Genomic DNA, 22634 nt, shown 5'->3' on the forward strand with positions numbered 1-22634 from the left:
GAAGGAAGCAACTCTTACTCGCAAATCGGTCACGCCGGTAACGCCGGTGTAACGCGTGTAGAAGCAGCTTCCAAAACGCTTGCAAAAGCGACCCAACTCGCACACGGCGTCATTGAGCAGCGCTATCATCAGCGCATGAATGGTCCTACCTATCCTATCGTCTGCAGGCATCCAGCCAATGATATCGGCCGCGATTTCGTGGTCGGCGATCTGCATGGCTGCGTCGATGCGCTGCGCTATCTGCTGCACGAAATCGGCTTCGATGGTGCGCGGGACAGGCTGTTCTCCGTCGGCGATCTGGTCGATCGCGGCTCGGATTCGCTCGCGGCGATCGACCTCATCGACAAGCCGTGGTTCTATCCCGTGCTCGGCAATCACGAGGATTCGCTGATCGCGGTCGCGGCCGGCACGATGCGGCGGCAGTCGTGGTACGCGATCGGCGGCGCATGGGCCGAAACGCTCAGCGACGACGAGCTCGCCGCGCTGGCGGTGCGGCTGGAGCGGCTGCCGCTCGTGCGCATCGTCGGCGAGGGCGAGCGGCGTTTCAATGTGCTGCACGCGGAGTTCTTCGGCTGCGACGCCGAGCTCGACACCGGCGATTTCCCCGACGACGTGCGCAGTCAAATCCTGTGGGGACGCGGCCTCGCGCTCGGTCAGGCGGACCCGGGCCTGCAGTTCGGCCTCTCGCCCACGTACTGCGGCCATACGCCGACGCGCACGGTGAAGCAGATCGGCTCGCAGATTTTCATCGATACGGCGGCGTTCGCGTCGGAAGGACGGCTCACGATCGTCCAGCCCGGCACCGACGAGCGCTGGTCCGTGAAGGAGCGCTGGGCCGCGTCCGAAGGCGCCCGCGCGCTCGCGCTGCCCTGACTTTGCGCACCTGAACACGCGGCCGGGCAATCCGGCACGCGCGTTGCTCGATGCTTCGCCATGAAAGCGAATGCGTACCAGCGAGGCGCACGGTGGCCAGAATCGGACGAAACGGACAAGGCGGCGAAACGGGCGGCGGGGCCGGCGACAGCTTCGCGGGCGGCGTGCAGGGCTGCCCCGACGATCTGCCGCAGGGCCTGCGCTACGTGGACGACTCGCGGCGCGGCTACACGCGCGAATGGATCGACGGCGCGTTCGCGTACTTCAACACGCAGGGCAAACGCATCGACGACGAAGCCGAGATTCGCCGCATCAACGCGCTCGCGATTCCGCCCGCCTACACCGATGTCTGGATCTGCCCCGACGCGCGCGGCCATCTTCAGGCCACCGGCCGCGATGCACGCGGACGCAAGCAATATCGCTATCACCCGCAATGGCGCGAGACGCGCGACGCCAACAAGTACGAGCGCATGCTCGCGTTCTCCGCGGTGCTGCCGAAGCTGCGCGGCCGCGTCGCGCGCGATCTGTCGCTCGAAGGCATGCCGCGCGACAAGGTGCTCGCCACCGTCGTGCGCCTGCTCGACACGACGCTGATCCGCGTCGGCAGCGAAGAGTACGCGCGCGAAAACCGCTCGTACGGGCTGACGACGCTGCGAAAGCGTCATCTGAAGGTGTCGGCGGGAACGCTGAGATTCAGGTTTCGTGGCAAGAGCGGCATCGAGCACGATGTCGCGGTGAGCGATGTGCGGGTCGCGCGCATCGTCAGACGCTGCATGGATTTGCCGGGGCAGGATCTGTTTCAGTATCTCGACGCGGACGGCGCGCGTCATGCGGTGAGTTCATCGGATATCAACGACTATCTGCGCGAGATCACCGGCGCGGATTTCACCGCGAAGGACTATCGCACGTGGGCGGGCAGCGTGTTCGCGCTCGCGGCGCTCAGGCGGCTCAAATGGGAGACGGTGACGGAGGCGCGAAAGCATGTCGTCGGCACGGTGAAGGAAGTGGCGCAATTGCTGCGCAACACGCCCGCCGTGTGCCGCAAGTGTTATGTGCATCCGGCGGTGATCGAGGCTTTCGAGGCCGGCGAGCTCGCCGAGACGATGCCCGCGTCGCGCCGCCACGGGCTCAGGACCGACGAGTCCGCGCTCGCGATTTTCCTCGAAAAGGATGCGAAACGACGCACGCGCGAGGCGGCGCGCAAGAATCGCAAGGGCGCCGATCCGAGCGATGCGCGCCTCACGAGACTGCTCGAGGATTCGAGCCGCAAGGCACGCGCGGGCGCGCTGAAGGCGAGCGGCAAGAGCGCGGCGTCGCAGGCGCTGGAGCATGTGGCCAAGAAGCCGGCGAGGAAGGCCGCGCGCCCGGCGTCGAAGAAGCTCGCGCGCATGCGGACCGAAACAGCGGTGGCGATCAGCTGAGACCCGGGCTGAAACCCGACTGAAACCCGGGCTGAAGCGATTGAAACGTTTGCCCGCTCAGCCGACCTGATTTAGCTCGAAGACGTAATCGATCGTCTCGCCGTTCCAGTTGTACTCGAGATAGGCCGCGTGACGGCAATCGCGCAGCATCGTCGTGCGCAATGCGGCGAGGCATTCGCCTTCCGGATCGCGCACCGACGGATACGCGATCCCCGACGCGCCCGCCGTGCGCACCGCGCGCCCGAGCGCCTTGCCTGGACCGTAATCGTCGGGCGCGAGGATGCGCGGATCGAGCCCGGCCTGCGTGATCGCGTCGCCGCGCAAATCGACGACTTCGCCATGCGCGATCACCGTGTAGAGACGCATCTGCTGGCGCAGCGGCGCTTCGTTCGTCGCGGCGAGAAAGAGGCCCGAGTGATAGCGCGTCTCCGCAATCGCTGTGCGCCGCTCGCGGCCGCAATAGAACACGCCGTAGCTGCCGTCCGAAAAGCGGCTGCCGTTCGGATTCAGATGCGTGAACGCGGCCATGATCGGCCCGCAGCCCGGTCCGAAGCAGCGTTCCTCGGGCGGCACGAGATCCAGTTCGCCGAGCTCGGTGCGCAGGCGATCGTTGGTCATTGCCTCGAGCGCGTAGAGCGCTTCGAAATCCTGCGGTGACGCCACCCGGTCGAACAGATTGACGGCGGGAAAGCGCGTGGGAATCACACGATAGGCGGGCGACCAGTCGATGAGGCCATGCGGCCATTGTTCGCGCCAGTGAGCGGTGTTCTTGCTGAATGTCATCCCCATCACGCCCAGCCGCCTCGCATCGCATCGAGGTATTGGCGCACGGCGACGAGATCGCTGATATTGCCCGCCAGCAGGCGATCGAGCGCCGGACGTCCGCCGAAGGGCGGCGCGGCGTTCGGGCGGCGAATCCAGGTATCGGCGGCTTTCGGATCGGGCAGGAGGATTTGCAGCGCCTTATAGATGCCGAGAATCAGCGAGAGGCGCTCCAATGTGTCGCGACCGAGCCGCGCGGACTCCGGATTGTTCTTCCACTTGAAGTAGGTGGAGCGTCCCGGCGAGCCGAGCAGCGTGATCTGCTCTTCGGCGGAGAGCGCCCAGTCGTGGGCAATATTGAAGAAGGCGCGCAGGCCGGCGGCAGAGAGATCGCTCGAATCCAGCGCCGGGCGAGGCACCGGGTGGCCGGCCGACGCCGAAGGGGCGCGTGCGGCGTGAGGCATGTCGTTAAGTCTCCAAAGGAACTTTCATGAAATATTAGTCCACATATGGATTAATGCAAGCATGTCATGCGTTTTTTTGCTCGGAGCGACGGATCAGTCGTCGTCATCGCGCGGGCCGTAGCGGCGGCCCGGCACGTGCGACCGGAGCGCATCGGCGATCTGCGACGCCGTGCAATCGGCGGGAAACACGCGGCGCTGCACGCGCGGATCGGTCTTCAACACCCATTCGAGCATTCGATACGCCGCACCCCACGGCGGCTCGACCGGCAAGGACAGACGGCATTCGCGCAGGGTGAGCGCATACTGCTTGCGCATCGTCGGCGCGAGATTGGCGAAGCTTCGCCGCGCGGCGGTATTGGCGGACATCGGACGTTCCTCACAGTGATGGCTCGGGCCGTCCGGTGCGGACGGCGGCACGGGAGCCGGATCGCGAGTCGAGTGTGTCGGGCGAGAATTAAGCGCGACTTAATCGCGCGAGCGTTCGCAGGAGGCGCGGCGAAATGCCGCCCGCGCGTGAGGAAAAGCATCGCGGGCGGGCAGGTCAAGAGGCGCTTCGGCATTTTCGCCACGCCGAGCGCGGCCTGTTTGCCACGGCGGCGGCTTACTGTATATTCGTACAGCTTGCCTGCACAGGAGCTTGCCGATGAACCCACGCAACGATCCGCTCGAAGCCGCCGCGCTCGAACGTTTCATGCGCGCGACGCGCGCGGTCAACGCAGCGTTCGACGCCACGCGAGGCGAGCCCGATTTCGAGCGAGACGGGCAATCCGTCGCGCGCTCGCTCGAGCGTCTCGACGCCGCGTTGCGCGAGCTGGAGACATCCGAGCAGTCGCTCGACGCCATCCTCTCGCGCAGAGCGGGCCACTAACCGTTGGAGCGAATCTCTTGAAGCGCGTATTTCTGATCGTCGTTCTTCTGATCGGCTCGCCGTCGCTTTTTGCGGCCGAGCGTTACACCGAAGTCTGGAATCCTCCCGAAGCAAAGGCCGTCAAGGGCAAGACCAAGCCGCACGCCGCCACGCAGACCACGGCCAAGAAGAAGCGCAAGAGCGCGACGGCGGTGAAGCAGGTCGCCGACAAGGCCGCCATCGAGCAGCCGGCCGCGACGCCGCGTCCGAAGGCATCGTCGCCAAAGCAGACGGAGCCGTTCATTCCGCGAAAGATCGAGCCGAACGGGCAGGTCATGCGAGTCTGAAGACAAGGTTCGGCACGAGCATCGAAAAGGGGCGCCCCGCCGGAGCGCCCCTTTTTTTCGTTTTACGGCTGAACGCGGCCGCGAGACGTCACAAGCGACCCATCAGCAACAGAACGATCACCACGACCAGCACGACGCCGACGATCCCGCTCGGCCCGTAGCCCCAGCTGCGGCTGTGCGGCCAGGAAGGAATCGCGCCGATCAAGAGCAGGATCAGGATGATCAGCAGTATGGTTCCGATCGTCATTCGACTTCTCCTTGTTGAAATGATCGCGTGACGGATCGGCGCCCGGCGCGGCCTCCCGACTGTCATCGACAGTCATACGCCGGGGAAGACGGCGGCGCGTGGCCGCCGGCACGATCAGTTGATGCGATCGACGAGAGGAGTCGAGCAATGACCGTGCCAGTGAGCCTGAAAAGCCCGTGTGGCAAGGCGTTCCATGTCTGGCGGAACGGGCGCGCAAGGCCGCGATTGTCGAAAAGGAGCGGCGAAACGAGCCGGTGCGGGCAAAACTTGCATGGCGCGGAAAGCAGTTCGAAAAGTCTTTCGCGCGCCGTTTCTCCGCGTCGGAAAATCGCTCAGAAGATGCTGCGGAACACCCAGAACAACAGGCCCGCGAGCGCGATCGATACCGGCAGCGTCAGGATCCACGCGAGCGCGAGGCTGCGCACCGTGCGCCATTGCAGGCCGGAGCCGTTCGCGGCCATCGTGCCCGCGACGCCCGATGACAGCACGTGCGTGGTGCTGACCGGCAGGCCGTAGACATCGGCGGCGCCGATGGTCAGCATCGCAACCAGCTCCGCCGACGCGCCTTGCCCATACGTCAGATGCGTCTTGCCGATGCGCTCGCCCACCGTCACGACGATGCGCTTCCAGCCGACCATCGTGCCGAGGCCGAGCGCGACGGCGACTGCCACCTTCACCCACGTCGGGATGAATTTCGTCGCGTGATCGAGCTGCGTCTTGTAGTTGCCCAGCACGGCGTCGTCGTCTTTCGAGAACGCGGGCGCCTTCTGCTTTTCCATGATGCGCAGCGCTTCCGACGCGATGTACATCTCGTTGCGCACGTTGCGGACATTGCCTTGCGGCACGGCGGCCATCGTCGGGCTCGGGCGGATCTGCGACTCGATCGAATCGACCACGCTCTTCAGCGACGCGATCGTGTCCGGCGCGAGCGTCTTCGTCTGCACGTACTTTTCGACCTGGCCGCGCGCGTCGGCGGCGGGCGCCGCGCCGTTGCCGTAGCGCTGCAGCACGTCGGCGGCGCTGTGGCTCACCGCGATGAAGGTCTGCATCTCGTTCGCCGTGACGGCCTTGTTGAGCGCGTAGGCGGTCGGCACCGTGCCGATCAGGATCAGCATGATGAGGCCCATGCCCTTCTGGCCGTCGTTGGAGCCGTGCGCGAACGATACGCCCGTGCACGTGAGAATCAGCAGGCAGCGGATCCAGAACGGCGGCGGCGCGTTCTTCTCCGGCTCCTTGTAGAGCGCGGGCACGCGCACGACGAGCTTGAGCACATAGAGCAAAAAACCGGCGAGGATGAAGCCGACGATCGGCGAAAACAGCAGCGACTTGCCGACCGACATCGCCTGACTCCAGTCGACGCCCGACGTGCCGTTCGTGCCGTGCAGCATCTGGTTCATCAGGCCGACGCCGATCACCGAACCGATCAGCGTATGCGAGCTCGAAGATGGAAGGCCGAGCGCCCAGGTGCCGAGATTCCAGATGATCGCCGCGATCAGCAGTGCGAATACCATCGCGAAGCCTTGCGAGCTGCCCACGCCGATGATCAGCTCGACCGGCAGCAGTTGCAGAATGCCGAACGCGACGGCGCCGCTCGAAATCAGCACGCCGATGAAATTCCATGCGCCCGACCAGACAACCGCTAAGTTTGGCGTCAACGAGTGCGTGTAAATTACGGTTGCGACGGCGTTCGCGGTGTCGTGAAAGCCGTTGACGAACTCGAAGCCGAGCGCGATCAGCAGCGCGATGCCGAGCAGGATGTACGGAAACGCCGACGATTCGCGCACCGGTGCGAGATCGTCGAGCAAGTGCATGATGCAATACACGGCGCCCGCGAAGATCGCGAGCAGGAAGAGCAGCAGCGCGAGCCGCTGCCCGGGCGTGCGGCCTTCTCGGGATCGGGGATAGGCAATCTGGTTCATGTCGCGTCCTTGGGGCGGATGCTGCGCGAGGTCGTATCGGAAGTCGAAAAGCCAGACGAGAAGCGTTTCGGAACGCAAATGGCCATGTTTCCCGGGCGGTGTGTCGGTTTCATGAAACGGGCAAATACGGGCTTTCGTATGAATTGACGGGCGGCGCGAGACCGCTCCTGGGAGACTTCATGACGGTCTGGGTCGAGGTGACGCTGCAATCGCATCGATCGGAAGACGGCTCGATCGGCGCGCTCGCGGGCCAGTTGCAGCGCATTGCCGCGTTCGCGGACATGCCGGGCGTCGGCATGCGCATCACGACACGGGACATTCCGCTGAAGGTGCCGCGATGGCGTCTGTCGGTCGATACGCTCGACGGCGGCAGAACGCTTTGCGCCGTGCAGGAGGAAGGCATTCCGATGCCCGGTTTCACGCGCTATCGGACTTTCGCGCGATCGGCGGGCGAGGATCTCGCGGCGTCGCTGATCGAATTTGCGCAGTCCGATGACGCGTTGCGCGGACCGCTGGCCAAGGCGTATCGCCATGTCGGACCGGAGACCGGCGTGACCCCCGAAGGCGGCGACGGCGAAACGGTCGACGTGGCCGCGCCTGAGCCTCCGCCCGGGCGCGAGATCGAGCGCATCGAATGGCGCATCGACACGGGCGGCGCGGACATCCTCGCGACGCTCGAAACCTCCGAAGAGGAACTCCCGGCACTGCGGCTCGCTGCGCCATCGGTGAACGGCGCGCTCGACGCCGTGTTCCGCGTCGCGGGCGAAGTCATCGATGCGGCGCCGTTTTTCATCGCACCGGACGAAACGCATGAATCGGAGACGGAAGCCGTGCACGCGCAAAAGCTCGATCTGCCGAGCAAAGCGACACGCCGCGAGGCGTTCGCGGCGATCGCGGCATCCGTGGCGGAACAGTGGTTCGGCAATGCCGCGGCATCGCGGGCCGGCCTCGGCGATGAGCACGTGCATCAGTTGCGCGTCGCTCAGCGGCGCCTGAAGACGCTGCTGAAGCTTTTTCGCGATTACATCGACGATGCGTGGCATACGCACATCGCGCCCGATCTGAAGTGGTTCGGCGACCTGCTCGGCGACGCGCGCGACTGGGACGTCTTCACCGACAAGACGCTCACCGCTTACGCCGATGCCGACGACAGCGCCGAGCGCTGGCAGACGCTCATCGCCGCCGCCGACGTGAAGCGCCGCGTCGCGCGGGACAAGGTGCGCGACGCGCTCGCGTCGAAGCGCTACGCGCGTCTCACGCTCGCGTTCGTCGAATGGCTTGCCCGCTTCGCCTCGCACGACGATGAGTCGCCGGCGCGCTTCGTGAGCTACGCGGAGAAGCGCATCCGCAAGGATTACCGGCGCATCGCGCGCGTGCCCGATCTCGTCTCGCTCGAGCCGCATGAGCGGCATCGCGTGCGCATCCACGCGAAGCGCCTGCGCTATGCGCTCGAATTCTTCCGCTCGGTCACGTCGCGGCGCACGCGCGACGACACCGCGAAGCGCCTCGGCGAGCTTCAGACGGTGCTCGGCGAGGCGAACGATGCGGCCGTCGCCGCGGACCGCCTCGCATCCATTCCCGAAGCCAGCGATTATCAGCGCGGCTTCGCGCGCGCGTGGGGCGCCGCAGCGGCGCAAAAAGATGCGCAGGAAGGCGAGCGGCTGCTTCGCTCGATGCGTCGTCCGCGCGTGAAGGTACCGATATAATTGCAACAAACGTTTACGTTTCAGCACGATCACAGAGGCGATCATGACCAAAACAGCACCGGCCAAGGTGCGCGATCCGCTGGAACTCGGCGGCTCCGTGTGGCTGAAAAGCGGCACGGAGACGCTCGGCGGCTCGGCGCGCATCGCGCTCCTGGCCGCGATTCGCGATTCAGGATCGATCACCGCGGCGGCGAAGGCCGTCGGCATGAGCTACAAGGCCGCGTGGGATGCGGTCGATACGATGAACAACCTCGCCGGCCAGCCGCTCGTGACGAGCGCGACCGGCGGCCGGGGCGGCGGCGGCACGACGCTCACGCCCGCGGCGTTGCGCCTCATCGACACGTATCGGGCGGTCGAGCGCGAGCATCGAAAATTTCTGGAACGGGCGGGCGCGGCCATCGAAGGCTTCGCCCATGACTGGCAACTGATCGGGAGACTGGGGATGAAAACAAGCGCGCGCAATCAACTGGCCGGCAAGGTGACGAAAGTCACGCGCGGCGCTGTGAACGATGAAATCGAACTCGGCTTGCCGGGTGGCCAGACGATCGTCGCAGTCGTCACGCACGAAAGCACGGAAGCGCTCGGGCTGAAGGAAGGCAGCGACGCATTCGCGCTCATCAAGGCGTCGTGGGTGATGCTGATGGTGGACACCAGCGCGAAGCTGTCAGCACGCAATCAGTTGCGCGGCACCGTTGCCAGCGTGACAAAGGGCGCGGTGAACGCCGAAGTGACGCTTTCACTCGACGATTCGACGACCGTCACCGCGATCATCACCAACCAGAGCGCCGATACGTTAGGTCTGGCGCAAGGTCAGAAGGCCGTGGCGGTGATCAAGGCGTCGAGCGTGATCATCGGCGTGAACGACTGAAGCTTCACCCCGGGCAAGAACGGCGGCTGCGTCAGGCGGCCAGCCGCTTCGGCGGCGGCGAGTCGGTGCGGCGGTCCGGCGCGCGATAGCTCTTCGCCTTCCAGCTCGCCCGCACGTAAGGGCGCTCGTGGCCCGACAGCTCGAGCGCGATTTCGGTGATCCAGTGCTGCGTCGGCACGGGCACGCCATGCAAGGCCACGACGACCGCCGCGAGACTGGCGGCGACGGGCGTCGGCGAGAGCTTGCCGGGCTCGGCCCGCCACGCGATGCACACGAACGCGAGCGCGACCACCGCGCCGAGCGCACAGCCCGCCACCACTTCCGAGACCGAATGCGCGTCGAGCACGACGCGCGACACGCCGACCCACACGCCCAGCAGCAGGCCCACCGCGACGCCGGCGGCGCGCATTGCACTACGCGCACCACGCGCGGGCAGAAGCGCGACGAAAATCGCGACCGGTAGCACCGCGGTGGACATCAGTGCGTGCCCGCTGATGCCGGTGAAATCCAGGTGGCGCACGCCGATTCCCCAGCCGATGAAGGCGATCTTGCTCAACGCGACGAGGCCGCTCGCCGCGCCGAGTAGCGCGAGCCACGCGCCCGCATACTTCCAGCGATAGCCAAGCGCGAGCCATGCGGCCACGATGAGCGCCACGGGTCCCATGACGCCCACGCTGCCGAGGGCGGTCACGGATATCCAGGTTGACACGGGTAAGTCCATGTTCATTGGTTATTTTTGGGAATGGAGGTTGCTGCAGTGCGGCAGCCGCAGCGGTAAGGGGCACCGTCGAAATTGTCGACGAAGCGCCGCCGCAAAATGTGAGCAGTATATCGCTTGGGAAGATACTGAATTATGCGACATTCCCTAAACCGGTCTGACGTTACAGCGCGTAACTTCTGTTTAAATTTTCCTTTTTCGTTGAATTGCCGCTAACTTATCCCGATATGTGAGTTATGGCACCGCGCTTGCGAGCCGATTTGATGCTATTGTGCAATGCACAACCGGTGCGGATTTTTGTCGCGCCATCACACGCATATTTGTAAAGGACCCAGCCGAATGTCGAAAAGCCTTACCAAGCTCTGGTTGCGCGGCTTGAGACGCCTGGTCGCCAACCCAGTCGAAGCGATTCGTGCGCCGAAGCCGCGCGCGGCGGCCAAGCCCGCGCGCGCGAAAACCGTCAAACCGACACTGAAATCGGGCGCGGCCGCCAAGGCGGCAAGCGCGCCGCACGCCGGGGCGCGCCCGGCGATGCGCGAATCGCGCGTGCGTCCACGTGCGTCGGCGTGGGCGCGCGGGAAATGGGCGCGGTCGTATCACTCCGCGCCGCCTACAGCCGGCCGCTTCGTGAATCACATGTCCTACGCGCTCTACATGCCGCCGAAGACAAGTCACGAGCCGATGCCGCTCGTCGTCATGCTGCACGGCTGCAAGCAGAACGCCGATGAGTTTGCGCAAGGCACGCGCATCAATCTGCTAGCCGACCGGTACGGGTTCGCGGTGCTGTATCCCGAACAATCGAAGCACGATCACGCGCATCGCTGTTGGCGCTGGTATGACGATTCGGGCAGCGGCGGCGGTGGCGAGGCCGCGTCGGTCGTGTCGCTGGTGAGCGCGATGATCGAGCAGCACGATCTGGATCCGGAGCGGGTGTATCTCGCGGGCATGTCGGCGGGCGCCGGGCTCGCGGCGCTGCTCGCGGTGCGCTATCCGCATGTGTTCGCGGCCGTCGGCCTGCACTCGGGCGTGGTGTTCGGCGATGCGCGCTCGGCCATCAGCGCGATGGACGTGATGCGTCGCGGCACCCGCAGCGATCCCGTCGCGCTGATCGACGCGGCCGTCGACGTGCACGAGTATCCGGGCATGCCCGCCATCATCCTGCATGGCGAGCTGGATTCGGTGGTGACCGCCGCCAACGCCGAGCAACTGGCGAAGCAATTCCTGCGGCTGAATGGCTTCGTCGACGCGGCGGGCAATCGCCGCGCGGGCGAGGCGCGAGAGGAAAAGCACTCCGACGGCGTCGTGACCGATTACTTCAAGAACGGGCGGCGTGTGGTGAAGACGTCGATCGTGCGCGGCCTCGGTCATTCGTGGGCGGGCGGCGACGATACCGTGGCGTTTCACTCGTCGAAGGGGCCGGATTCATCGGCGGTGATGTGGGAATTCTTCAAGCACCAGCGGCGTCCTGGCGTCGCCGCGCGGGATGCGTACGTCGCCTGAGTCCGCGTTCAATATTTCGAGTGTTGCAAATTAGTCTTTCGTATCAGCGTTGTAGCGTTTTGGGCTGGTGTTGACTCAGGGATTACCCTATAATCGCATTCATAGGTAGTAACCCCAGTATTCAAGCGAGGCCCACAATGTTCCTGCTCAGCCGCATTTTCCTGTTCCTGACCAAGTCCGCCGACCAGCGCGATCGTGCGCGTGACGACGCCTATCTCGCCGAAGCCACGGACATCTACGATCTCGAATATCGTATGAAGAAGCTGGACCGGCGCGCGGCGACTCGCCATCCGTCGTGGATGTCCAACTAAGTCTCTGCGCTTGAGGAAGCGCCGGTTTATTGTCCGGCGTCTTTCATCGATGCAAACGTGAAATGCCGGCCAGCGAGCCGGCATTTTTCGTTTTTGCTCGCTCGGCTCAGATGGACTTCACACGCATGTCGACGGCATCGAGGGACGCGCGCAGGTGCACGGAGCATCGCCGCGCGCGTTCGAAGAGCGCGGAATCCGGTCAGACGTTGGGGGTATCCGACGCGTTTGGAATGTCGGGCGTGTCCGGAGACTGCACGCCGAAGCAGCCGCGATAGGTCGCGTAGAACGAGCAATACAGCGCAGTCGTGACGATGATCGATGCCGGCATCAACACCGCGAGCGCCATTTCCTGTCCCGCGCCGAGCGCCTGCATCAGCGCGGTGAGGCCGAACGACACCGCCAGCGCGATGACGATCCACAGCACGCCGTAGTAGATGAACGCGCCGCGATTGCGCCAGCACGACACGAGGCTGAAGAACAGCGCCTTCGCGGGCGGCACGTCGTGCCACGCGACGAGAATCGGCGCGAACCAGAAGAGCATCGCGATCGGGATGTAGCAGCCCATCGCGACGAGGACGGCCAACGGGCTGAAGCTCGCGGCGACGGTTTCCGGATCGCCGCTCGGGCCGTTGCCCATCATGATGCTGAGCAGCGTACCGCCGTCGACGAGTGCCGACGCCGTGAAAATCGCCATCATCGCGACGATATACAGCGCGCCCAGCGCGAGCAGCCGTCGCGCGACGACGCTGCCGTACGAACGGAAGCCGTCGACGAGAACGGTCGGCCAGACGGGCTTGCCCGCGATCGTGTTGCGGCACGCTGCCATGAAGCCGACCGCGACGCCCGGAATGAACAGCAGCGGCAGCAGCGGGCCGATGAGCGGCACGCGCGAGATCAGCGTCATCACGAACAGATAGGCGAAGAACACCGTGAGAAACGCGAACGGGTTACGCCGGAACAGCCAGATGCCCTGCCGGAACCACACGTAGCCGGTCTTGGCGGGAACTTCGATCAGTCGCATGTCGCAGGGTTATCGGTAGACGGGGAAGCGGCTTTGACGCGTTCGCGCAGAATGCGTTCGAAATGGCCGGGATCGTGCGCTTTGAGCATCTGCGCTTCGCGCGGGCGATAGAAGTCGAAAAGGCGCGAGACCCAGAAGCGCATCGCGCCGGCGCGCAGCATGTCGTTCCAGTGGCGCTCTTCGGCGGGCGTAAACGGGCGCACGGTCTGATACGCGCGCAGCATCGCGTCGACGCGCGCGGGATCGAGCGCGCCTGTCGCGAGGTCGATGCACCAGTCGTTCACGGTCACGGCGACGTCGAACAGCCATTTGTCGACGCCCGCGAAGTAGAAATCGAAGAAGCCGCCCAGACGCGCATGCTCGCGGCCGTGCGCGAACAGCACGTTGTCGCGGAAGAGATCGCAATGGCACGGGCCGTCGGGCAACGACGCGTAATCCGCCGAGCCGAAGAACGCCGCCTGATGCGCGAGCTCGCTTTCGAAGAGCTCGCGTTGCTCGCCGCTCAGGAATTCGAGGATCGACGGCGCCTTTTCCTGCCACCACGACAGGCTGCGCAGATTCGGCTGATGCCGCGCGAAATCGCGTCCCGCGAGATGCAGGCGCGCGAGCATCTGGCCGACTTCGATGCAGTGCGCGGGCGTCGGCGCGAGCTCGGGTGCGCCTTCGAGCTTCGTCACGACGCTCGCGGGCTTGCCGTGCAGCATGCCGAAGAGCGAGCCGTCGCGGCGCGGCATCGGATCGGGCACCGGCACGCGATGCGACGCCAGATGGCGCATCAGATCGAGATAGAACGGCAGTTGCGTCGCGGTGAGGTTCTCGAAGATCGTCAGCACGTACTCGCCGTGCGTCGTCGTGAGAAAGAAGTTGCTGTTCTCGATGCCCGACTGAATGCCGCGAAATTCGACGACATCGCCGAGATCGTAGTCTTGCAGCCAGTCGCCGAGCTCGGCGTTGGTGACGGGGGTGAAAACGGCCATGCAGGAAACGTCGGTCAGGGTGGACGGCCCGCGGCGGGCCTGTGAACGGCGGCGCGAGGCAGGAAGCCGCCGCGCCGCGGGACAGACCCGCTCGCGAAGAGCGGGTCCGAAGCAATCTTACGTGATCAGTAGTGCAGGTTGATCGACGGCAGGCGCGTGCTCGCCTTGCCGTTGTCGCGCACTTGCGGCGAGGTGTCGGCGGGCGCGCTCATCTGATAGCGCGTGCCGAAATTCGAACGCACGTCGATTTCGACGGGCTTGCCCTTGTCGCGATATTCGGTGATTTCGGTGCCGTTGGTGCTCAGTTCATGAAAGCTCGGCGTGCGCGGCGGCGAGATTTCGACTTTCGAGCTGACATTGGCGGGCGGCCGATTGATGGCTTTCAGGTCGGGAAGGCCAGCGGCTTCTTCCGGCGACATTTTCTGGGCCGCCGGTTGCGGCGCCGGCTGAGCGGCCGGCTGTGCATATGCGCCGATGCTTGCTGCGGCGAGGACTGCCGCGGCGGCGGCGCAAAGGTGCGGCTTCATGATGGTTCTCCAGGCGATGGCCGGATTCTAACAAAACGGTTGCGGGCTCAGTGACGAGCGCAGGGCCAACGCCTTATTTTGCGCCGGTTTCGCGAATTTTGACGGCTTCGCCAAAAAGGTGTTGCGAGGTGTGATCGCACGCACTCGCGCGAAGAGGGACTTCATGGTTCGCACATTCTTCCGTGTTAATGTCGATTCATTACGAGGGCATCGAAAAAAGACACAAGATCATGACAAACGACCGAACTCAAAGCACGCAGGGCACGCCCGCCAACGATTTCCCGACCGAATCCTTCGAGGACCCTGTCGCCGCCGTCACGCGTCTTTCTGCCATCTATGAAGCGAATACCGCGTTTCTGCGCGATGCGTTCGCGCGCTATCGCCGCAACGAGCAGTTCACACATCGCGTGCGCGCGTGCTATCCGTTCGTGCGTGTGCGCACCGAGCTGAACACGCAGATCGACTCGCGGCGCTCGTACGGTTTCGTGGCGGGTCCCGGCATCTATGAAACGACGCTCACGCGTCCCGATCTTTTCGGCGATTACTATCGCGAGCAATTGCGGCTGCTCGCGAAGAATCATCACGTGGGCCTCGAAGTGGGCGTGTCGGCGCATCCCATTCCGATTCACTTCGCGTTTGCCGAGGGTATTCATCTCGAAGGCGATCTCGATCGCGACCGGCTGCTCGCGATGCGCAATATCTTCGATACGCCCGACCTCGCGCTGCTCGACGACCGCATCGTCAACGGCACCTACGAGCCGGGCCCGGGCGAGCCGCATCCGCTCGCGCTTTTCACGGCGGCGCGCGTGGATTTCTCGCTGCATCGGCTGAGGCACTACACGGCGACTTCGCCCACGCACTTTCAGAACTACGTGCTGTACACGAACTACCAGTTTTATATCGATGAGTTCGTGAAGCTCGGCCGCACGATGATGTCGCGCGCCGACAATGAGGAAGCGCGCGCGTATCGCAGCGAATACTCGTCGTTCGTCGAGCCGGGCGATGTCGTCACGTATAACGCCAATCTCGGCGAGCAGCCGGAAGAGGGCACGCCGCCCGCGCGCCTGCCGCAGATGCCCGCGTATCACCTGAAGCGCGCGGACGGCAGCGGCATCACGATGGTGAACATCGGCGTGGGGCCGTCGAACGCGAAGACGATCACGGATCACATCGCGGTGCTGCGTCCGCATGCGTGGATCATGCTCGGGCACTGCGCGGGCTTGCGCAACACACAGCGTCTGGGCGATTACGTGCTCGCGCATGGTTATGTGCGGGAAGATCACGTGCTCGACGACGATCTGCCGCTTTGGGTGCCGGTGCCGGCGCTGGCGGAAGTGCAGGTGGCGCTGGAGCGCGCGGTTGCCCAGGTGACGCAGCTCGAAGGCGTCGATCTGAAGCGCGTGATGCGCACGGGAACGGTCGCGAGCGTCGATAACCGCAACTGGGAGCTGCGCGATCATCGCGAGCCGGTGCGACGGCTGTCGCAAAGCCGGGCGGTCGCGCTCGATATGGAAAGCGCGACGATCGCGGCGAACGGGTTTCGATTCCGCGTGCCGTATGGGACGTTGTTATGCGTGTCGGATAAGCCGCTGCATGGGGAATTGAAGCTGCCCGGCATGGCCGACCAGTTCTATCGCGCGCAAGTGGATCAGCATTTGCAGATCGGTGTGAAAGCGATGGAGCTGCTGCGCATGAACGGGCTGTCGAAGTTGCATAGCCGGAAGTTGCGCAGCTTCGCGGAGGTGGCGTTTCAGTGATGCCCGCGCCGTGGCGGGGAATTCGCGCGCGCTTATTCGTGAGTGCGCCGCGCCCGGAACGGCATCCGCGATTCGACGCCAGCGTCAGGGCTCGGGCAGAAAATGTACCCGACGGGCGCTGGCAAACGTTTCGGATGACAGAATTTTGAGGATGGCTGTGATACCGCGGCATGGGATGCCGGGTAGCGGCGCGATGCGGGAAGCGAGTGCCGTGCGCAAGGCACGACACTCTGCTCGCTCGAAACGAACGCCTTACAAATAGAACATCCGATCCTCATCCGACTTGCTTTCCGCCGGCTGCTCGACCGATTCCTCACGATCTTCATAGAACCGCAGCACGGCATCCAGCACCTGATCCGGATCGTCGATGACCTGCATCAGATCCAGATCCTTCGGGCTGATCACGGCGTTGGTCAAAAGCGTGTTCTTGAACCAGTCGAGCAGCCCCGCCCAGAACTCCGCGCCGACGAGCACGATCGGCACATGGCGCGACTTCTTCGTCTGAATGAGCGTCAGCACTTCGGCAAGTTCATCCAGCGTGCCGAAGCCGCCCGGCATCACCACGACCGCGTCCGAGTTCTTCACGAACGTGACCTTGCGCGTGAAGAAGTGACGGAAACGCAGCGAGATGTCCTGCCACTGATTGCCCGATTGCTCGTGCGGCAGTTCGATATTCAAGCCCACCGAAGGCGACTTGCCCGCATGCGCGCCTTTATTGGCGGCTTCCATGATGCCCGGGCCACCGCCCGAAATGACGGCGAAGCCCGCGTCGGAGAATTTCTGCGCGATTTCGATCGTGCGCTGATAGTACGGCGACTCCGGTTTCAGACGGGCCGAACCATAGATGCTGATGGCAGGGCGGATCTCCGAGAGGTACTCGGTCGCCTCGATAAACTCTGCCATAATCGTGAACATCTGCCACGATGCGCGAGCCTTCTTGGCCGTCGCGCGCTCTTGATCTGCGAGCGATCGCAGACTCGGAATCACTTTTCTCTTGTTCATAATGCCTGAAGAACTAAGTCTTGAAGGTAAGACCCTGCTATTGGTCGACGGTTCTAGTTACTTGTACCGGGCCTACCATGCGATGCCGGACTTGCGAGGCCCCGACGGCGGGCCTACCGGCGCTCTGTATGGAATGGTCAACATGCTGCGGCGCTTGCGGCGCGAAATCAATGCTGAGTATAGCGCGTGCGTATTTGATGCCAAAGGCAAGACTTTCCGCGACGACTGGTACGCCGAATACAAGGCCAACCGGCCCTCGATGCCCGACGACCTCTCCAGGCAGATCGAGCCCATCCACGTCGCGGTGCGCGCGCTCGGCTGGCCGCTGGTCATGATCGAGCGCGTCGAGGCGGACGACGTCATCGGCACGCTTGCAGTCGAAGCCGAGAAGCGCGGCATGAAGGTGATCGTCTCGACGGGCGACAAGGATCTGGCTCAACTCGTGACGGATCATGTCACCCTCATCAATACGATGACCAACGAAACGCTCGACCGCGCCGGCGTGCAGACGAAGTTCGGCGTGCCGCCGGAGCGCATCGTGGACTATCTGTCGCTCATCGGCGATACCGTCGACAACGTGCCGGGCGTCGAGAAGTGCGGTCCCAAGACAGCGCTCAAATGGCTCACGCAATACGAAACCCTTGATGGCATCGTAGAACATGCGAATGAGATCAAAGGTGCGGTAGGAGACAATCTGCGCAAGGCTCTGGACTTCCTGCCAATGGCGAGAAAGCTCGTCACGGTGCACACGGAATGCGATCTCACTTCGCAGATCGAGTCGATCGACAGCACGCTCGTGAGCCGTCCCGAATCCCGCGACGAACTGCGCGACGTGTTCCTGCGTCACGGCTTCAAGACCTGGCTGCGCGAAATCGAAATCGCCGATGCGGTCGAAGGCCCGACCGACACGCCGCCTGCCGAAGTCACCGAAATCGAGCACCACTACGAGACGGTGCAGACGTGGGACCACTTCAATGAATGGCTCAGGCGCATCAACGAAGCGGAGATCACGTCGTTCGACAGCGAGACCACCTCGCTCGATCCGATGACCGCGCAGATCGTCGGCATGTCGGTGTCGACCGAGCCGGGACATGCGGCCTATATTCCGGTCGCGCATCGCGGGCCGGACGCGCCCGAGCAATTGCCGCGCGATGAAGTGCTCGCGAAGCTCAAGCCCTGGCTCGAGGATGCGTCGAAGAAAAAAGTCGGTCAACACCTGAAGTACGACGAGCAGGTGCTTGCCAGCTACGGCATCGAGATGCGCGGCGTCGAGCATGACACGCTCCTGCAATCGTACGTGCTCGAATCGCATCGTCCGCACGACATGGATAACCTCGCGCTGCGTCATCTCGGTGTGAAGACGATCAAGTACGAGGACGTCGCGGGCAAGGGCGCATCGCAGATCGGCTTCGATGAAGTGCCGCTCGACAAGGCATCCGCATACGCCGCCGAAGATGCCGATATCACGCTGCGTCTGCATCACGCACTGTATCCGCAAGTGGCGCAGGAAGAAGGCCTGCTGCGTGTGTATCGCGACATCGAAATGCCCACGTCGCGCGTGCTGCGCAAGATGGAACGCAACGGTGTGCTGATCGATCGCCAGAGGCTCGATGCACAAAGCAACGAGATCGCGAAGCGTCTCATCGATCTTCAGGCGCAGGCGTATGAGCTCGCAGGCGGCGAATTCAATCTCGGCTCGCCGAAGCAGATCGGGCAGATCTTCTTCGAGAAGCTGGAATTGCCGGTCGTGAAGAAAACGCCGAGCGGCGCGCCTTCCACCGATGAAGAAGTGCTGCAAAAGCTCGCCGAAGACTATCCGCTGCCGAAAGTGCTGCTCGAACATCGCGGGCTGTCGAAGCTCAAGTCCACTTACACGGACAAGCTGCCGCGCATGGTGAACGCGTCGACGGGGCGCGTGCATACGAACTATGCGCAGGCCGTCGCGGTGACGGGGCGCCTGTCGTCGAACGAGCCGAACCTGCAGAACATCCCGGTGCGCACGGGCGAAGGCCGGCGCATTCGCGAAGCGTTCATCGCGCCGCCGGGCAGCAAGATCGTATCGGCGGATTACTCGCAGATCGAGCTGCGCATCATGGCGCATATTTCCGGCGACGAATCGTTGATGCGCGCGTTCAAGGAAGGCGAGGACGTGCATCGCGCAACCGCGTCCGAAGTGTTCAGCGTCACGCCGCTCGAAGTCGACAACGATCAGCGGCGCATCGCGAAGGTCATCAACTTCGGCCTGATCTACGGCATGAGCTCGTTCGGGCTCGCGTCGAATCTCGGCATCACGCGCGATGCGGCGAAGCTTTATATCGACCGCTATTTCGCGCGTTATCCTGGCGTCGCGGCGTATATGGAGAACACGCGCCTGAGCGCGAAGGCGAACGGTTTCGTCGAGACCGTGTTCGGCCGGCGTTTGTGGCTGCCCGAGATCAACGGCGGCAGCGGGCCGCGTCGTCAGGCCGCCGAGCGCGCCGCGATCAACGCGCCGATGCAGGGCACCGCCGCCGATCTCATCAAGCTGTCGATGATCGCCGTGCAGGACTGGCTCGAAAGCTCGGGCATCGGCGCGAAGATGATCATGCAGGTGCACGATGAACTCGTGCTCGAAGTGCCCGAGGAAGCACTTCCCGAGGTCAGGAAGCGCTTACCTGAACTGATGTGCGGCGTCGCGAAGCTGAAGGTGCCGCTCATCGCGGAAGTGGGCGTCGGCAACAACTGGGAAGAAGCGCACTGAGGCGCACTGAAATACTTTGCGCAAGGCATATGCGGCACATGTCGCATATGTCCGACATGTTGGTGACGCGCTTGTGACTGTCATCGAAGCTCACGCACAATCAAGTCAGACGAGGAAGTCAAGCACGAAGGTCGATCGAATATAAAAGCATAGGGAGAGTGCCATGCATCGCTTCATCATCGTCGGCGGAGGGGCTGGCGGCCTCGAACTCGCGACTCGCCTCGGCGACCGTTTCGGGTCGACGGACGAAAAGACACCGCCGAAAGCGCAAGTCACGCTCGTCGACCGCAACCCGACGCATATCTGGAAGCCGCTCCTGCATGAAGTCGCGGCGGGCAGCATGGACCCGTTCACGCAGGAGCTCGAATACGCCGCGCAGGCCTTGTGGCATGGCTTCGAATTCCAGCAGGGCGAGCTCGTCGGGCTCGATCGCGCGGCAAGGCGCATCACGATCGGCGCGCTGCGCGATGAAGAAGCAGGCGAGCTCTTGCCCGAGCGCGAACTCGAGTACGACACGCTCGTCATCGCGATCGGCAGCACGACGCATTTCTTCGGCGTCGAAGGCGCGCAGCAGAACTCGATCGCGCTCGATACCGTCGGTCAGGCCGAGCTCTTCCGCAAGCGCCTGATCGCGGCATGCATGCGTGCCGAGCATTTCGCGCCGGAGCCCGTCGCGGCGGTAGTCGCGAACGGCGAGATCGAATCCGCCGAACCGGTCGTCGAAGACGCGCCGCGCATCCAGGTCGCGATCGTCGGCGCGGGCGCAACGGGCGTCGAATTGTCGGCGGAACTGCGCAACACCGCGCAAGTGCTGTCGGCCTATGGGCTGCACAAACTCCATCCGAAGCACGATATCGGCATCGTGCTGATCGAAGCGGGGCCGCGCATTCTTCCCGCGCTGCAGGAGCGCGTGTCCAGCGCGACCGCGGAATTGCTCACCAAGCTCGGCGTGAAGCTGATGACGGGCGAGACGGTCGCGGAAGTGTCGAAAGATTCGATCCGCACCGCGGGCGGCAAGACGATCCGCGCGGATCTCACGGTCTGGGCGGCGGGCATCAAGGCGCCGGCTATCCTCTCCAATCTCGACGGTCTGCCGACCAACCGCCTCGGCCAACTCCTCGTGCGCCGCACGCTGCAGACGGAAGTCGACGACAACGTCTTCGCGCTCGGCGATTGCGCCGCGTGCCCGTGGCCCGGCAACGAGCGCAACGTGCCGCCGCGCGCGCAGGCCGCGCATCAGCAGGCGAGCTTTCTGTTCAAGTCGCTCGAGCGGCTTTTGCAGGGCAAACCGCTGCCCGAGTACACCTATCGCGACTTCGGCTCGCTGGTGTCGCTCGGGCATTACAGCGCGGTCGGCAATCTGATGGGCGGGCTGATCGGCGGCAATATGCTGATCGAAGGGCTCTTCGCGCGCTTCATGTACATGTCGCTCTACCGGCTGCACGTCGCCGCGCTGCACGGCTACGCGCGCATGGTGCTCGACACCGTCGCGCACTGGCTGCGCCGCTCCACCGCGCCTCGCGTGAAGTTGCACTGACGCGGAATAGAACGCCTGCGTCATTCGTTGAAAGCTGTTTAGAATGGGCGGCGCGTGAGAAGGCGAAGCATTTCGCTGGTTCGCCGGTTCACTGTCGTGCAGCGCCGCGCCTCGTGACGCCTTGAACACGTCGCGCGGTTTTCAACGATCCGTGCCGTTCGCGCAAGGGAGCACTCGCCGCGACGGCCTTGCCGCGGGAGCGACACATGCTAGACCCTGAAGTCGACAGCCTCATTCCGCACGTCCCGTTCGACCGACGCACCTTCATCAAGGCAACCATCGGCACGGGCTTCGCGGCCGCGGTGCTGCCGGTGTCGGCGCAAACCATCCATACCGATGACAACGGCCTCGAAGCCGGCGCCATCGGCATTCGCGGCGCGGACGGCACGCTCGTTCCCGCTTATCGCGCGCAACCGAAGGGCAAGACGCATCTGCCGGTCGTCATCGTGGTTCACGAGATCTTCGGGGTTCACGAGCATATCGCCGACGTGTGCCGGCGCTTCGCGAAGCAGGGTTATCTGGCCATTGCGCCGGAGTTCTTCACGCGTCAGGGCGATCCGAAGGCGTATCCGTCGATTCAGCAACTCAACGAGCAGGTCGTATCGAAAGTGCCGGATTCGCAGGTGATCTCCGACATCGATCAGGCCATCAAATGGGCCGGCGAGCATGGCGGCGATCCGAAGCGCGCGGGCATCGTCGGATTCTGCTGGGGCGGGCGCATTTCGTGGCTGTATGCGGAGCACAACCCGAATCTCAAGGCGGCGGTCGCGTTCTACGGGCGGCTCGTCGGCAACAAGACCGCGATGACGCCGAATAATCCGCTCGATCTCGCCAGCCAGCTCAAGGTGCCTGTGCTCGGCCTGTACGGACGGCAGGATCAGAGCATCCCGCAGGACACCCTCGAGCAGATGAAACAGGCGCTCGCGGACGATCCGCCGCCCGCGAAGAACTCGCAGTTCGTCGTGTACGACGACGCGGGGCATGCGTTCTTCGCGGATTATCGTCCGAGCTATCGCAAGGCGGACGCCGAGGACGGCTGGAAGCGCACGCTCGCGTGGTTCCGCGAGCACGGCGTCAAATAGCGCGCATC

At 64.2% G+C, this 22634-nt stretch carries 22 protein-coding genes; 12 read left to right on the forward strand and 10 right to left on the reverse strand.

Annotated features, from left to right (window positions below; genetic code table 11):
- The first annotated feature begins 135 nt into the window (after positions 1 to 135).
- Both AWB78_RS06845 and AWB78_RS06850 read left to right on the forward strand, forming a co-directional pair.
- Complete coding sequence (locus AWB78_RS06845) at positions 136 to 873, forward strand: metallophosphoesterase (protein ID WP_062603559.1); 738 nt, start codon at positions 136 to 138, stop codon at positions 871 to 873.
- Between the two features lie 92 nt (positions 874 to 965).
- Positions 966 to 2294, forward strand: a complete 1329-nt coding sequence (locus tag AWB78_RS06850) for a DNA topoisomerase IB (protein WP_062603560.1) — start codon at positions 966 to 968, stop codon at positions 2292 to 2294.
- A gap of 57 nt (positions 2295 to 2351) precedes the next feature.
- On the opposite strand, the gene AWB78_RS06855 is transcribed toward AWB78_RS06850, so the two are convergent.
- The 3 genes from AWB78_RS06855 to AWB78_RS06865 form a co-directional block, all read right to left on the reverse strand.
- Positions 2352 to 3077: an RES family NAD+ phosphorylase gene (locus AWB78_RS06855; protein ID WP_062603955.1), complete on the reverse strand. Its 726-nt coding sequence runs from the start codon at positions 3075 to 3077 to the stop codon at positions 2352 to 2354.
- A gap of 5 nt (positions 3078 to 3082) precedes the next feature.
- Positions 3083 to 3520 carry an MbcA/ParS/Xre antitoxin family protein gene (locus AWB78_RS06860; protein ID WP_062603562.1) on the reverse strand — a complete coding sequence of 146 codons (438 nt, stop codon included), beginning with the start codon at positions 3518 to 3520 and terminating at the stop codon, positions 3083 to 3085.
- A gap of 93 nt (positions 3521 to 3613) precedes the next feature.
- Entirely contained in the window at positions 3614 to 3886 is a 273-nt protein-coding gene (locus AWB78_RS06865) for a DUF2866 domain-containing protein (RefSeq protein WP_062603564.1), read from the reverse strand.
- 277 nt (positions 3887 to 4163) lie between these two features.
- Between AWB78_RS06865 and AWB78_RS06870 the strand changes: the two genes are divergently transcribed.
- Both AWB78_RS06870 and AWB78_RS06875 read left to right on the forward strand, forming a co-directional pair.
- Positions 4164 to 4388, forward strand: a complete 225-nt coding sequence (locus tag AWB78_RS06870) for a hypothetical protein (RefSeq protein WP_062603566.1) — start codon at positions 4164 to 4166, stop codon at positions 4386 to 4388.
- 17 nt (positions 4389 to 4405) lie between these two features.
- The gene (locus AWB78_RS06875) at positions 4406 to 4714 is read left to right on the forward strand and encodes a hypothetical protein (RefSeq protein WP_062603567.1); all 309 of its coding nucleotides are present in this window, start codon (positions 4406 to 4408) and stop codon (positions 4712 to 4714) included.
- Between the two features lie 88 nt (positions 4715 to 4802).
- Here AWB78_RS06875 and AWB78_RS43140 read toward each other — a convergent pair whose 3' ends face one another.
- Positions 4803 to 4961: a DUF3309 family protein gene (locus AWB78_RS43140; protein WP_064506474.1), complete on the reverse strand. Its 159-nt coding sequence runs from the start codon at positions 4959 to 4961 to the stop codon at positions 4803 to 4805.
- A gap of 332 nt (positions 4962 to 5293) precedes the next feature.
- Positions 5294 to 6880 (reverse strand): inorganic phosphate transporter, encoded by a 1587-nt coding sequence (locus AWB78_RS06880; RefSeq protein WP_062603958.1) that lies wholly within the window; start codon positions 6878 to 6880, stop codon positions 5294 to 5296.
- Between the two features lie 179 nt (positions 6881 to 7059).
- On the opposite strand from AWB78_RS06880, the gene AWB78_RS06885 reads away from it, so the two are divergent.
- Entirely contained in the window at positions 7060 to 8586 is a 1527-nt protein-coding gene (locus AWB78_RS06885; protein WP_062603960.1) for a CHAD domain-containing protein, read from the forward strand.
- A 43-nt stretch (positions 8587 to 8629) separates the two neighbouring features.
- Positions 8630 to 9454, forward strand: a complete 825-nt coding sequence (locus AWB78_RS06890; protein WP_062603568.1) for a TOBE domain-containing protein — start codon at positions 8630 to 8632, stop codon at positions 9452 to 9454.
- Positions 9455 to 9485: 31 nt separating this feature from the next.
- Here AWB78_RS06890 and AWB78_RS06895 read toward each other — a convergent pair whose 3' ends face one another.
- Entirely contained in the window at positions 9486 to 10181 is a 696-nt protein-coding gene (locus AWB78_RS06895; RefSeq protein ID WP_062603569.1) for a phosphatase PAP2 family protein, read from the reverse strand.
- Between the two features lie 330 nt (positions 10182 to 10511).
- Here AWB78_RS06895 and AWB78_RS06900 point away from each other — a divergent pair, with 330 nt between their 5' ends.
- Positions 10512 to 11672: an extracellular catalytic domain type 1 short-chain-length polyhydroxyalkanoate depolymerase gene (locus AWB78_RS06900; RefSeq protein ID WP_062603570.1), complete on the forward strand. Its 1161-nt coding sequence runs from the start codon at positions 10512 to 10514 to the stop codon at positions 11670 to 11672.
- A gap of 137 nt (positions 11673 to 11809) precedes the next feature.
- Positions 11810 to 11983 carry a DUF3563 family protein gene (locus AWB78_RS43145; protein ID WP_064506645.1) on the forward strand — a complete coding sequence of 58 codons (174 nt, stop codon included), beginning with the start codon at positions 11810 to 11812 and terminating at the stop codon, positions 11981 to 11983.
- Between the two features lie 199 nt (positions 11984 to 12182).
- Here AWB78_RS43145 and AWB78_RS06905 read toward each other — a convergent pair whose 3' ends face one another.
- From AWB78_RS06905 to AWB78_RS06915, 3 genes are all read right to left on the reverse strand, one after another.
- A complete protein-coding gene (locus tag AWB78_RS06905) occupies positions 12183 to 13004 on the reverse strand; it encodes a BPSS1780 family membrane protein (RefSeq protein ID WP_062603571.1) in 822 nt (273 codons plus the stop codon).
- The gene (locus AWB78_RS06910; RefSeq protein WP_062603572.1) at positions 12995 to 13981 is read right to left on the reverse strand and encodes a homoserine kinase; all 987 of its coding nucleotides are present in this window, start codon (positions 13979 to 13981) and stop codon (positions 12995 to 12997) included. Before AWB78_RS06910 ends, AWB78_RS06905 begins: the two co-directional genes overlap by 10 nt.
- Positions 13982 to 14106: 125 nt before the next feature.
- Positions 14107 to 14508: a hypothetical protein gene (locus tag AWB78_RS06915; protein ID WP_062603573.1), complete on the reverse strand. Its 402-nt coding sequence runs from the start codon at positions 14506 to 14508 to the stop codon at positions 14107 to 14109.
- Between the two features lie 230 nt (positions 14509 to 14738).
- Here AWB78_RS06915 and AWB78_RS06920 point away from each other — a divergent pair, with 230 nt between their 5' ends.
- Complete coding sequence (locus AWB78_RS06920; RefSeq protein ID WP_062603964.1) at positions 14739 to 16265, forward strand: AMP nucleosidase; 1527 nt, start codon at positions 14739 to 14741, stop codon at positions 16263 to 16265.
- A 252-nt stretch (positions 16266 to 16517) separates the two neighbouring features.
- Here AWB78_RS06920 and AWB78_RS06925 read toward each other — a convergent pair whose 3' ends face one another.
- Positions 16518 to 17267: an LOG family protein gene (locus AWB78_RS06925; RefSeq protein ID WP_062603575.1), complete on the reverse strand. Its 750-nt coding sequence runs from the start codon at positions 17265 to 17267 to the stop codon at positions 16518 to 16520.
- 1 nt (position 17268) lies between these two features.
- On the opposite strand from AWB78_RS06925, the gene polA reads away from it, so the two are divergent.
- The 3 genes from polA (at position 17269) to AWB78_RS06940 (ending at position 22626) form a co-directional block, all read left to right on the forward strand.
- Positions 17269 to 20007: a DNA polymerase I gene (gene polA, locus AWB78_RS06930; protein WP_062603577.1), complete on the forward strand. Its 2739-nt coding sequence runs from the start codon at positions 17269 to 17271 to the stop codon at positions 20005 to 20007.
- A 163-nt stretch (positions 20008 to 20170) separates the two neighbouring features.
- Entirely contained in the window at positions 20171 to 21544 is a 1374-nt protein-coding gene (locus AWB78_RS06935; protein WP_062603580.1) for an NAD(P)/FAD-dependent oxidoreductase, read from the forward strand.
- A gap of 206 nt (positions 21545 to 21750) precedes the next feature.
- Positions 21751 to 22626 carry a dienelactone hydrolase family protein gene (locus tag AWB78_RS06940; protein ID WP_062603582.1) on the forward strand — a complete coding sequence of 292 codons (876 nt, stop codon included), beginning with the start codon at positions 21751 to 21753 and terminating at the stop codon, positions 22624 to 22626.
- Positions 22627 to 22634: the final 8 nt, after the last annotated feature.

The organism is Caballeronia calidae, from assembly GCF_900044055.2.
GTDB lineage: Bacteria > Pseudomonadota > Gammaproteobacteria > Burkholderiales > Burkholderiaceae > Caballeronia > Caballeronia calidae.